Source organism: Bacillus sp. SRB_8 (assembly GCF_003264205.1).
GTDB lineage: Bacteria > Bacillota > Bacilli > Bacillales > Bacillaceae_G > Bacillus_A > Bacillus_A mycoides.
Genome location: NZ_NADT01000019.1, coordinates 73,171 through 86,116, shown reverse-complemented (window position 1 = coordinate 86,116; position 12,946 = coordinate 73,171). Strand labels below are relative to the sequence as shown.

Annotated in this window: 12 protein-coding genes; 9 read left to right on the top strand and 3 right to left on the bottom strand. The window is 33.5% G+C overall.

The genetic code is table 11. The features are described from left to right. Positions 1-19: 19 nt before the first annotated feature. Positions 20-1,144, bottom strand: coding sequence for an alpha/beta fold hydrolase (locus B5P40_RS15955; protein WP_113709439.1), 1,125 nt, complete (start codon positions 1,142-1,144; stop codon positions 20-22). Between the two features lie 147 nt (positions 1,145-1,291). Here B5P40_RS15955 and B5P40_RS15950 point away from each other — a divergent pair, with 147 nt between their 5' ends. Beyond that, entirely contained in the window at positions 1,292-1,867 is a 576-nt protein-coding gene (locus tag B5P40_RS15950; RefSeq protein WP_002016995.1) for a TetR/AcrR family transcriptional regulator, read from the top strand. A 288-nt stretch (positions 1,868-2,155) separates the two neighbouring features. After that, entirely contained in the window at positions 2,156-3,532 is a 1,377-nt protein-coding gene (locus tag B5P40_RS15945) for a lytic polysaccharide monooxygenase (RefSeq protein WP_113709438.1), read from the top strand. Between the two features lie 153 nt (positions 3,533-3,685). On the opposite strand, the gene B5P40_RS15940 is transcribed toward B5P40_RS15945, so the two are convergent. After that, positions 3,686-5,101, bottom strand: coding sequence for a phosphatidylinositol-specific phospholipase C (locus B5P40_RS15940; RefSeq protein WP_113709437.1), 1,416 nt, complete (start codon positions 5,099-5,101; stop codon positions 3,686-3,688). A gap of 421 nt (positions 5,102-5,522) precedes the next feature. After that, positions 5,523-6,092, bottom strand: coding sequence for a hypothetical protein (locus tag B5P40_RS15935; RefSeq protein WP_002016999.1), 570 nt, complete (start codon positions 6,090-6,092; stop codon positions 5,523-5,525). Between the two features lie 600 nt (positions 6,093-6,692). Here B5P40_RS15935 and B5P40_RS15930 point away from each other — a divergent pair. From B5P40_RS15930 to B5P40_RS15900, 7 genes are all read left to right on the top strand, one after another. Beyond that, positions 6,693-7,535 carry a metallophosphoesterase gene (locus tag B5P40_RS15930; protein ID WP_002189658.1) on the top strand — a complete coding sequence of 281 codons (843 nt, stop codon included), beginning with the start codon at positions 6,693-6,695 and terminating at the stop codon, positions 7,533-7,535. Positions 7,536-7,751: 216 nt separating this feature from the next. Beyond that, entirely contained in the window at positions 7,752-8,003 is a 252-nt protein-coding gene (locus B5P40_RS15925; RefSeq protein ID WP_113709436.1) for a hypothetical protein, read from the top strand. A 184-nt stretch (positions 8,004-8,187) separates the two neighbouring features. Then, positions 8,188-8,913: an ABC transporter ATP-binding protein gene (locus tag B5P40_RS15920; protein WP_002032219.1), complete on the top strand. Its 726-nt coding sequence runs from the start codon at positions 8,188-8,190 to the stop codon at positions 8,911-8,913. Then, the gene (locus tag B5P40_RS15915) at positions 8,910-9,929 is read left to right on the top strand and encodes an ABC transporter permease (protein ID WP_033709125.1); all 1,020 of its coding nucleotides are present in this window, start codon (positions 8,910-8,912) and stop codon (positions 9,927-9,929) included. The genes B5P40_RS15920 and B5P40_RS15915 overlap by 4 nt, the downstream gene beginning before the upstream one ends. Positions 9,930-9,953: 24 nt before the next feature. Beyond that, positions 9,954-10,607: a TetR/AcrR family transcriptional regulator gene (locus B5P40_RS15910; RefSeq protein ID WP_002065518.1), complete on the top strand. Its 654-nt coding sequence runs from the start codon at positions 9,954-9,956 to the stop codon at positions 10,605-10,607. A gap of 4 nt (positions 10,608-10,611) precedes the next feature. Next, a complete protein-coding gene (locus tag B5P40_RS15905) occupies positions 10,612-11,580 on the top strand; it encodes a YbgA family protein (RefSeq protein WP_113709435.1) in 969 nt (322 codons plus the stop codon). Between the two features lie 216 nt (positions 11,581-11,796). Further along, the gene (locus B5P40_RS15900) at positions 11,797-12,942 is read left to right on the top strand and encodes an acyl-CoA dehydrogenase (protein ID WP_002189664.1); all 1,146 of its coding nucleotides are present in this window, start codon (positions 11,797-11,799) and stop codon (positions 12,940-12,942) included. Positions 12,943-12,946 lie beyond the last annotated feature (4 nt).

The following is a 12,946-nucleotide window of genomic DNA, read 5'->3' as shown; positions in this document are numbered from 1 at the left end:
AAATGCTTGATATTATTCACTAGAAGTTATGTCGCAAAAATCTTTTAATTTCATCAAAAGCTAAGTGACGATGACCAGCCTGACAATGTTGTTCACCACCAGTTTTCTTAGTGAAAACTACAGAAGTGATGGAGGCTGCATTACATAGCTCCGATTCGATTTGCGGTAATCGGCCAATTGGAACGTACTGATCGTCTTCACCAGCCAGGAGCAATACTTCTTGATTTATGAACTGACCGATTCCTGCCATCGTATGTTTTTCAAAGTTTTTAAGTAAGTTAAATGGCGTTTTTTCACCTGTATTTTCCATACCTTTTTTAACTTTCCAGTTCAGGTCGATGCTGGTGGTCATCATTTGTTTAAACATGGTATTAATTTTGTCAGCTTCATTAGTAGCCAGAAGCGTGGTCAATTTATTCCAGATATTATCCGGCATGCGCTTCTTGAGTGCATCAAGGCCACTATAAAAAATATTAAAGGCGATGACTTTGTCGATTCGTTTTTCAAAAGCGGCGGCACGCATTGCCAAGTAGCCGCCCCAAGAAGCTCCGAGAATACTAACACGGTCAAGTTTGAAATAGTCAATGACTGTGGAAACGGGCTTCTCCCAGTTGTGGATGAATTTTAAGCCGTTTTTCAGTGCTGTTCCTTGTCCAGGTCCATCAAAAACTATAATATTATAATTGATTCCTATGAGGTAGTTCATCATCTTCATCATTTCCTCCATGTAGGAATCGTAGCCTCCAAAGAAAAGTAGTGTATTACATGCGCCTGGTGTCATGAATTTGATTGCAGGAAGATAGGAATCTTCATAAGGAATTTGATAGGTTTCATACTCAAAGTCATGAAAGCCCTTATAAAAAGTTTCACGGTATTTTTGGTACACTTTTTCTTTTTTTGGATCGGAGGATTCCATATAAAACTCGGCAGCCTGATAATAAACCGAAGCTAGATCGAAGTCTTTCTGATGCTCCCGCATTGCTGCATATTCTATCCAAGTGTTATACCAGCTGTCCGTGTCTGTAAGTCTTGGGATGATGGCTTGCAAATCCTGATTTGCCCGCTCATCGTCTTGATAGAAATCGTTGAAAAAACGGTTAATTTGCAAATTGAACTGTTCGTTGTTTACATACTGTTTAAACATAAAATCCCTCCTTATATTTGACTACAAGGTAAGGATAAGAGAAGTATATTAAAGAAACAACAAGCAGGAAAGGGTAAGAAGTACGAAATTGAACCATAAGGATATAAATGGTTTGATAAGCAACTTTGGGAAGGAGATTGATTATTAATGGGAGAGGATGTTCGCGTTTATAAAACGAAGAAAAATATTTCTAATACACTTATTACCCTCTTGAACGAAAAAGAGTTTGGGCGAATTACAACTAAAGATATTTGCATACATGCTATGGTGAGTAAGTCCACATTTTACAGCCATTTTGCAGATAAATATGATCTTTTGGAAAAATTAGTGCAAAATTATGTCTGCTGGTTCAAGGAAGAAATTGAATTTCGTTTCGCCTTAATAGAGAATGGAAATGTGGCTCAAGCTATTAATATGATAACCGATAAGATCTCAGCGCGAAAAAAAGAGATTGCAACTTTACTCCATGTACGTGTTCCCTCAGCGGATTTACGTTTAGAATTAGAATCCATTTTATATAATGCCTGCTATTCCTATTTGAAAGAGCAGCAGGTTGAAGTAAGTGTGCCGATTGACTTTGTAGCTCAGTTGTATACAGCAAACGCAATGGTGTCAATCAATTGGTCGCTGAGCAACGATAAAAATCCAGATGTGGTTGAATTAATCGATAATATGCAGGGATATGTTTTTGATCTGATTTTGTCAGGTGGCGAGAGAATGTAATAAATCATGAAACCTGCTTAATAATGTAGTTATCGTGTGGGGTGTGGTTGTAAAAAATTAAGTAATCGATATTTGGATTTTTTGTGAATCTTTATTGGTTTTTTATAAACTCTTTACTACATAATGTTACAAAATAGAATTAATTTGCTTAATTTATCCCCATATCAGGTTAATAAATAAACTAAATGTGTTTATGTTATTGAACTATTAATATATTAGTAGGTGATTTGTTCGTTTATCCCTATATTGCTATTATATTAGCATAAACAATATATTGGGGGGACAAGTATGAATTTGAAGTTAACATCTAAGTTAGAAAGATTAAAAAAAAGTAAAAAAGAAATTGGTGCTTGTGTTTTAGCTGTAGGGGTGACGGCAATTACAATGATTCCTCAAAGTGCATATGCACATGGGTTTGTTGAAAAGCCGAGTAGTCGTGCTGCTTTATGTAGTCAGAATTATGGAGCATTAAATTTAAATTGTGGAAATGTAATGTACGAACCTCAAAGTCTAGAAGCACCTAAAGGATTCCCAGATGGTGGACCGATTGATGGGAAAATCGCTTCGGCAGGAGGACTGTTTGGAGGGATTCTTGACCAACAAACATCAAATCGCTGGTTCAAAAACACAATAAAGGGGGGAGCAAATACATTTACATGGAAATACACAGCAGCACATTCTACAAGTAAATGGCATTATTACATTACCAAAAAGGGATGGGATCCTAATAAACCATTAACACGTGCTGAATTAGAACCAATTGGAACTGTGAAACATGACGGTTCGGCAGCATCAAATAATTTAACACATACAATTAATGTACCAACTGATCGCAATGGTTATCATGTTATTTTAGCTGTATGGGATGTAGCAGATACGTCAAATGCGTTTTATAATGTAATTGATGTAAATCTAGTAAATAATGAAGCTCCCGATACAGTAGCTCCAAGTCAACCAACTGGATTAAATGCGTCTAAAGTTTCTGCCAATAGTGTTGAACTAACATGGAAGGCCTCAAATGATAATATAGGCGTAAAAGAATATCAAGTGTTACGTAATGGAGAAGTAATTGGTACGGTACTAAGTACAACTTTTACTGATAAAAAACTAAAAGCAAATACGGAATATACCTATACAATAAAGGCATTAGACGCTGCTGGAAACATATCAAAAGAAAGTGAAAAACTAAAGGTAAAGACAACAAATGAAACTCCAGATAAAGAGGCTCCGACTCAACCAAAAGGATTACATAGTATGGGTACAACAGCGACAACTGTTGATTTGATGTGGAGTGCGTCTGAAGATAATGTAGGTGTTGATCATTATGTTGTATATAGAGAAAGCACTGGGGTTATGAATAAAATTGGGACAGCGGATAATACATCCTTTATGGATAAAGATTTAAAAACTAATACATCGTATAAATATGTAGTGACGGCGGGTGATTTAGCTGGAAATGAGTCTAGTAGAAGTGATGTTTTAACTGTAGCAACAAAACTAGAGGACTCTACTTATGAAAAATGGGATGCAAGAAAAGCATACAATAAAGGTGATAAAGTAGTACATGAGGGAAAAGTGTATGAAGCGATTCAAAGTTATCAAGGGAACGGCGATCCAAATTGGATTTTTGCACTATCGCTTTGGAAGCCAGTTTTAAATAAATGATAAGTGGAAAAGGGTAGTTATCACTTATTCTATGTGCAATACCGGAACAGGGGTGCAATTTTTACTCTTCATCCCAATATATACGAAATGAAATTATTAAAGAACCCCAATGGTATTCCATCAAAAAGGAATTCCATTGGGATTCTTTATTTTTTAATTTGTAATAGCGTATATTTTCACTGTAAATTTGTTAGTGGCACCAAGTGGGCTTGCAATATAATATTTAGCATTCGTATAAGCTTCAGTCCTAGATCCATGTGAAATATTTTTCCAACGAGTAGAATCTGTACCTAGGGAAACGTCAATCATTACATTGAAAGAGATAGAAGAAGGATGATCTTTTTCTGAAGGCTCAATAATCCATTTTAATTCCTTAGTACCTACAGGTAAACTATCAATTTTAAAGTTTTGACTGGATCGATTTTGTTGTCCGGTTAAAGGGCTAGATTCGGATGAAATTTGCGAAATTAATATTTCTTTTTCATTCGAATGTATACCATTTAATTTAATGATACTATCAATTAAACCTGGACCAGGAAAATCAGCTGCGATAATACCAGAATGTTTAATTCCACCTTGTTGCAAGAGTTCGGTCCCAAGTGTATTCATTCCACCATAAAATACTTGACCATTTATATCACGAGGGAAATCTTCCCACGCATTAGTTGTAGCTTTTTGAATCATCTTGGGGTTACTATCAGTATTTCTGCTCTCTTTACCACTTGCAACAAACCAAGGATAAACATTATTTAATAATGCAGCAGCACCACCTGTGCCACTAAAATGGTTAAGATAGATTTTATCATTGTTAAAATTATTATTTGCATTTTGAAGGTGGGTTCTCACCACATTCCATTTTTCATACATTCCGTCTGGTCCGTTTTCAATTTCAAATGTATCTTGTATATTTAAGCTATCGTAATTAATACCATATTGCTGAGAGGCTGTAAAGTTTTGTAAGATTACAATTTTCCCTCGGATGTCTCCTAGAGTAGGGTTATTTCTTTTTGAAGTTGGTACAGAACTTGGATCCCAAAAATAGGAAGAATTAAGGTCTTTGTATTTATTAAGTATTTCCTCGAATGATAGTGAGCCACTTTCAGGAGTAGTTTCTTCTTTTAAGCGCATTAAAATTGTTTCTGTAGGATGATCTTTTAAAAATTGAATTGCCTCTTTTAATACATCTTCAAACATTGCTTTTTGATTTACAATCCCATGGTACATTGCAAAAGAATCTTTTACACGTTTAACACGCATATCTACATATCGAATTCCGGAATTTAATTGTTGTGGTAGACTCATAGTTTGATTTCTTGTCAAATTTTCATCAAGAAAACTTGCTCCATGTAAAGCCATTGTACCGTGAGTCCCTGGAATAGATATTTCACTCAATTTTGTTGAATCTGCTACTTTCGACATCCATGCTGGGTTTTGATAGCCTATATTGGATTCATAGGAATAACCTGGATGACTATCAGCAAAAATAGTAGATGGTGTACTTAAACTTGCTAGTGTGAAACAAGTAAGGATACTAATTTTAAAAAAATTCCTCATTTTTATTTTGTTCATTTTATCTCTCCTGACTTTTAAACAATAGATATAATAAAACAAGATGATTTTTTACTACATCTATTGTTTTCATTCTTAAAGTAATGAATTTTTGTGTTTGAAAAAATCAAAATAGGGTAGGAAGTTATTTGAGATTTTAATAGTTTGTTGTAATAAATTGTATCTAATAGTCAAACGGATTCTTAAAGAATTGAAGCATAGATAGGTAAAAAACAAACTTTCCGCTGTACTGTATACAAACAAAACAGAAGTCTTAAAAAAGACTTCTATTTTGTGACATATAATGAATGATAAGGTGGTTAACAAATCAAGATAATGTGACTGAGTGGTAAAAATCTATTTATAGCTGTTTCAGAATTTTTTATAACAAGGTTACTTATGAAAAATGGGACTCTGTTAGGCTAACAAAAATTAAGAAATTCTACTCATTAAAACTTAAACTAACTACAGTTGCGATAGATTGGGCTGCATGTTCCCAGCTTCCATCTATCACTTTTCCAATCTGTTGACCAAGTGCATTTAAATCATTTGGATTAACTGGAATCCCATTATACGCAGCAAGAATTGATAAAAGTGGAGCAGCAAATGGTGTCCAACCACCTCTATCAATATTAAATACAGGCTTATCTATTACCTTTCCATCTTGCACTGTAAACTCATAATAAAATTGATCATCTGGACGAAAACTTAAATGATGAGAAATTTGTCCCTTAACATATGTTTTACCGCCACCTAAATTTACTACTTCAATTGGTTTTACATTAAATTCATGCTCAAATACTTTAATTTTTTTAACTTCTGGACCATTTAAGGCAGCTTTAACTGCTGTTTCCAAATTATTTTGTGCAAATGGTTGAATACTCATCTGTGTCTCTTCTTGTTGGATAGGAGCCTCTTTTTCAGCAGCAAACACCGATGTACTTGGTAGTGCACCTGTAGCCAATGTAGCTGCAAGTGCTGTCGTCATCATGATTTTTCTTTTCATCTTCATAGTTTTCTTCCTCCCTTAAAGTTATGATATATAATTTTTTAAAGACTGACATGGGGCAATATTTTATTTCATAATGCACGCAAAAAACTAGTTTAAGAATTATGTGAAATTATGTCAGGAAATTAAAGTTAATTATATATGCACTTACAATGATAGCTATCTACACGTATTTTTTCAATTTTCTAATAAATAATACAGTAATACCTTTTCATAAGGCAATTTAGTGTTTCAATTCTCTCTTTGTACGTTTTAAACAAATTAAAATCGTAGTGGTAATAATATATTTGTAATCAAATGTCGTATATACTTCGAGAAAAGTACACAATATTTTTATAAAAAACTATAGGAATTATCATGATATAGTTATCAAACTAAGTAAGATAAATGTTAATATTATGAAGAGATTCCAGTGATCTGCTATAAAATTACTGAAAAATGAGCATGACATCATACACGCATGCGATTGAAAAATTTTATAAGTGGCGTATAAAACTATAACAAATACTACAAATCAATTAAAAAATTTCAGTTATTCTGAATGCGAAGGGCACGTAATATTTATTGTGAACTGTAGTACTGATTAAGATTTTAGGAGGAAGTATGAACAAGAAGATTAAAAGAATCATATTAATTATTGGTATATTAGTAGGCATTAGTATCTTTTTATATTTACAAAACAATTTAATAAGTATAACTGAGGTTAAAATAACCTCTAGTAAAATTCCCTCTTCTTTTAAAGGATATAAAATACTACAAATTTCAGATTTACATAATAAAAAATTTGGTGATAATCAAGACGTTTTAATTCAAAAAGTAAAAAGCATAAACCCAGATATTATTGCTATTACGGGTGATTTAATAGACAGTAAATCGTACGATGCAGAAATGAGTATGCAAGTAATACGAGAACTTGTGAAGGAATATCCGGTATATTTTGTGACAGGAAATCATGAAAAATGGTCAGGGAAATATAACAGTTTAGAAAAAAAATTAAAGAAACAGCATGTCACTGTTTTAAGAAATGAACATGTAATAATACAAAAGGGAGGACACGAAATAAACTTGTTAGGAATTGATGATCCGGAATTTAATACTGGAGATATTGATGAAGGAAGTATTGTAAAAGATGCAATTGTAAAAGCAAAAATTGAAACGCTGCCAGATAGGTATAATGTATTATTATCCCATAGGCCTGAATTTCTAGAAGAGTATGCTGAGGAGAAAGTAGATTTAGTGTTATCGGGTCATGCACATGGGGGACAAGTTCGGTTACCTTTTATCGGGGGATTAGTTGCTCCTAATCAAGGAATACTGCCCAAATATACAGCGGGTTTATATGAACAACAAAATACGTCTATGATAGTTAGTAGAGGATTAGGCAATAGTATCATTCCGCAAAGAGTTTTTAATAGACCTGAGATTGTAGTCGTGCAGTTAAATTAATCTGTACGGCTTTTTTGTTCAGGAGAATAATTTAAAGGTAGTTTTTCTTGAGTACAAGTTTCCATTACAATTTTGTTAAAATTTTTCAACGTTACATAAAGTAACAAAATTTGACCTATTGAGTTTGTTATAGTGTAAATAATCAAAAAACTTAAAAATTAGTCGAGTTAAAATAGTTATTATTAAGCAATATTAAAAATATAAAGGGGTGTACAAATGCATAAAGAATTTGAAATTGAAGAATATACGGCGATTGAGGAGAAAATTCATTATTATAGTACGTCTTTATTAGTAAGTCATCCTGAGCAAATTGTAAAGTATTTAGAAAAACGGTTGGAAAAGTATGCAGAAACGTTACAATATGCACATTTATATCCGGAAACGGTTATATTACCAATACAGCAAATAGTTATCGAATATTCATTAGATGTTGCTAGAATTAGAAGGTATTTAAATTTAAAAACATAACAAAAATCGAATAATTCACAATGAAACAGAGTCGACTTTAAGAAAAGATATTCTAATGTCGACTCTGTTTCATTGATTTAGTAAATAACAGAAAAAATATATGTTTGAAAAGTTTGACATATAATAATTCGAGAGTAAAATAAAAGTGAGTACTCACTCATTTTATAGAAAAGGGGGATTTTTAGTGCAGCAACCTTCAATTATTTTACGAGATGTATCAAAAAGTTTTGGGAAAAAAGAAGTTTTGCATAACCTTTCGCTGCAAGTAGAAAAAGCAGAAATTTTTGGCTTGGTTGGACCTTCCGGATCAGGGAAAACAACACTCATTAAAATGATTGCAGGTATTAATGAGTCAACTACAGGGGATGTAATTGTTTTTAATACAAACATGCCTAATCTAAATGAAATGAAAAGAATTGGTTATATGGCTCAGGCTGATGCATTATACGAAGAACTATCGGCATATGAAAATGCAGATTTTATTGCAACGATGTATGGGTTAAAAGGTAAGCGTAAGAAAGAGAGAATCGTAGAAGTTTTTGAACTTGTGCAATTATCAGAGCATATGAAAAAGCAAGTACAGCATTTTTCAGGTGGAATGAAAAAACGTTTATCATTGGCGATAGCACTCCTTCATGAACCAGAAATATTAATTTTAGATGAGCCAACAGTTGGGATAGATCCTCTACTTCGAAAATCGATTTGGGAGAAGTTTTATGACCTTAAAAAGAAAGGAACAACTATTATTGTAACAACGCACATTATGGATGAAGCTGAGTTTTGCGAACGTCTAGGGCTAATTAGAGAAGGGAATTTAGTTGCGATTGGCACACCGGAGGAATTGAAAAAACAAACATCTTCTGGACGAATTGAAGATGTCTTTATGTTAGAAGGAGTGATTGAATCATGAGAGTTAATGGTGTAGTCATCCGTATCATTCGTCAATTTTTTCGAGATAAGCGTTCTTTAGCAATGATGTTTGGGGCACCAATGTTATTACTTTGGTTATTATCGCTAATATTTACACAAAAAGACTATATACCGCATATTGCTGTAGTCGATGTACCTGCTCCTATAGTAAAAGCAATGAAAAATCAAGAAGCATCAATTTATGAATATAGTAAAGACAAAGCAATTTCGGAATTAGAAAAGCAAAAGGTAGATGCAGTAATTCATTTAGAAAATGGAAAAATGAATCTTCTATTAGAAGGTAGTGATTCATCAAAGAACCGTGCGGTACTTCAAGTATTGCAAAAGAGTACAGAGAAGAATAATGTATCAATGATGAAGCCTGAAGTGGATTATTTACATGGCTCTAAAGACATTACGATGTTCGATGGGCTTGGTCCCGTATTAATTGGTTTCTTTACATTTTTCTTTGTATTTATATTGTCCGGAGTATCTTTTGTAAGAGAACGTTTAAGTGGTACATTAGAGAGATTATTGTCCACACCAGTGAGAAGATGGGAAATAGTTTTAGGATATATTATTGGTTTTGGAATCTTTGCATTTATACAATCTATTATAATTGTAAGTTTTTCAGTTTATATTTTAGATTTATATGTAGCTGGCTCAATATGGCTAACGCTACTTATAACATGTATGCTTTCTTTAACTGCACTAACATTAGGCACATTTTTATCGGCATACGCAAATAATGAATTTCAAATGATTCAATTTATACCGCTTGTTATCGTGCCACAAGTTTTCTTTTCTGGGTTGTTTCCAATGGAATCCATGAATACATGGTTACAAATGTTAGGTAAATTATTTCCACTCACATATGGTGCTGACGCTATGAGACAAGTAATGATTCGGAATCAAGGGTTTACAGAGATTGCATTAGATCTTACTGTATTACTACTTTTTTCACTATTATTTGCAGTAGGAAATGTATTTGCATTAAAGAAACATCGCAAAATATAATGATGATAAAAAGGAGCACAATAAATGAAGAAGGATTGGCTGGAAGAATTAGTTGCCGCAACTAATACTGATAAACGTAATGAACGTCAAATGCGTATATTAGAGGCAGCTGTTGATATGTTTGGAGAAAAAGGGTACGCCTCAACTTCAACGAGTGAAATTGCAAAGCGAGCTGGTGTAGCGGAAGGAACAATCTTCCGCTACTATAAAACGAAAAAAGATTTATTGTTTGCAGTCGTGATGCCGACCTTAACAAAGTTCGCTGCACCATTTTTCGTACAAGCCTTTGCAAAAGAAATATTTAAAACAGAGTATGAATCGTATGAAGTGCTTTTAAGAGTAATAATTCAAAATAGATTTGAATTTGCTAAAAAGCACTTTCCAATGATAAAAATATTAATTCAAGAAGTACCATTTCAGCCGGAACTAAAAAGTGAAATACAACAATTAATAGAAACAGAACTGCTTGTACATTTTAAAAAGCTGATTGCAAAGTTTCAAGAAGAAGGGGAAATTATTGAACTTCCGCCATCTTCCGTATTACGTCTTACTTTATCAGCTGTATTAGGGTTGCTCTTAACGAGGTTTTTATTATTGCCGGAAGAGAAATGGGACGATGAAGTGGAAATTGAAAATACGATTCAATTTATATTGTATGGACTAACGCCACGGAGGTAATGTGATGCGACAATTTGCTAAACCGATAATTGTTGTAAGTAAATGTTTAGAATTTGATGCCTGTCGTTATAATGGAGAGATGGTTCCAGATTTAACAATTCGAAACTTGCAGCCATTTGTTACATTTATACCTGTATGTCCTGAAGTAGAAATTGGTTTAGGGACTCCTCGTGAAACGATACGTATTGTAGAAAAAAATGGTGCGAATAGGCTTGTACAACCGTCAATACGAGAAGATGTAACTGAAAAAATGAATGAATTTTCAAATGCATTTTTACAAACATTACCTGAAGTTGACGGTTTTATTTTGAAGAATCGTTCGCCAAGTTGCGGAACTCGTGATGTGAAAATCTATTCTGGTTTTGAAAAAGGGCCAGTAAAAGGAAAAGGAACTGGATTATTTGGCGGAGCAGTAATAAAAAAATTTTCGCATCTTCCAATTGAAGAAGAAGGTAGATTGTCGAATTTTATTATTAGAGAGCATTTCTTTACAAGATTGTTTACAATCGCGCATTACAAAATGATTAAACATACTAAAAACATAAAAGAACTCGTAGCGTTTCAATCAGATTATAAGTATTTATTTATGGCATATAATCAGGTGAAACAAAAAGAATTAGGGCGTATTATTGCAAATCAAAAAAATGAAACAATTGAAGTCGTATTTGATAACTATGAGAAGACTTTATATAAATTATTTATTCGCGCGCCGCGCTATACATCGAATGTAAATGTATGTGAGCACATTTTCGGATATTTTAAAACAAAGCTAAAAAAACAAGAAAAAGATCATTTTTTAGAGCTGTTACAGAAGTATTCTGAAAAGAAAATCCCACTTAGTAGTTTACTTGTAATTTTAAAAACATGGGCCATTCGATTTGATGAAAAGTATTTATTAAGACAAACATATTTCGAACCATACCCTGAAGGGTTAGTAGAAATTTCTGATTCGGGAAAAGGTAGAGATTATTAAACAATAAATTACATAATTCGACACAAAACCTCCTATGTTGTTGTAGAACAATGTAGGAATTTTTTTGTGCATTGGTACAGAATCTGTTTTAAAATTAAGTTATGACAGAATTATAGCAATTGTCTAACTAATATTCGTGTCTTTTAAGAAGTAATGTTTGTAGTAGAAACTCGCACGCTGTCGAAACTCAATATTCGATAAGGGGTGTGTAGCGGAATGGAATTTACTCTAACTCGCGAAAAACAAATGATTAAAGAAATGGTACGTGACTTTGCTGAAAAGGAAATCGCACCGAAAGCTGTATATTATGACAAAACTGCGGAATTTCCATATGAAACATTTCAAAAAATGGGCGAACTAGGATTATTAGGTATCCCATTCCCGGAAGAGTATGGAGGTTCAGGTGGCGATACGTTATCGTACGCGTTAGCTGTTGAAGAGATTGGTCGTGCTTGTGGTGGAACAGGTTTAAGCTATGCTGCAACAATTTCATTAGGTGCTTCTCCAATTTATTATTTCGGTACAGAAGAACAAAAACAGAAATTTTTAGTTCCAATGGCGTCAGGTAAAACCTTAGGTGCTTTCGGATTAACGGAGCCAAATGCTGGATCTGATGCAGGGGGCACACAAACGAAAGCAATTTTAGATGGCGATGAATATGTTATTAGTGGTGAAAAGTGCTGGATTACAAACGCAGAGTATGCAAATACAATTATTGTAACCGCTATCAACGGTTTTGAAGACAATGGTAAAAAACGTATTTCTGCATTTATCGTACCGACTACTAGTGAAGGATTAACGATTTCAAGCCCTTACGATAAGATGGGTGTTCGTGCTTCTAATACTTGTGAAATCGTACTTGATGGTGTACGTGTACCGAAAGAAAATATTCTTGGTGATGTAAATAAAGGATTTAAACAATTCTTATATACACTTGATGGAGGACGTATTTCAATTGCAGCATTAGCAGTAGGTATTGCACAATCTGCATTTGAGCGTGCATTGCAATATGCGAAAGAACGTCAACAATTTGGAAAATCGATTTCTAATTTCCAAGCGATTCAATTTAAATTGGCTGATATGGCGACTGAAGTAGAATTAGCGCGTAATTTAGTACATAAAGCAGCTTGGTTAAAAGATAACGATAAACCTTTCGGTAAAGAAGCGGCTATGGCAAAGTTGTTTGCATCTGAAGCTGCAAGTCGTATAGCAAATCATGCAGTACAAATTCATGGTGGATATGGCTATATGCGTGAATATGAAGTTGAACGATATATTCGTGATGCAAAACTTTTAGAAATTGGTGAAGGAACTTCTGAAATTCAACGTCTCGTAATTGCAAGACATTTAGGATGTAGATAAAAAG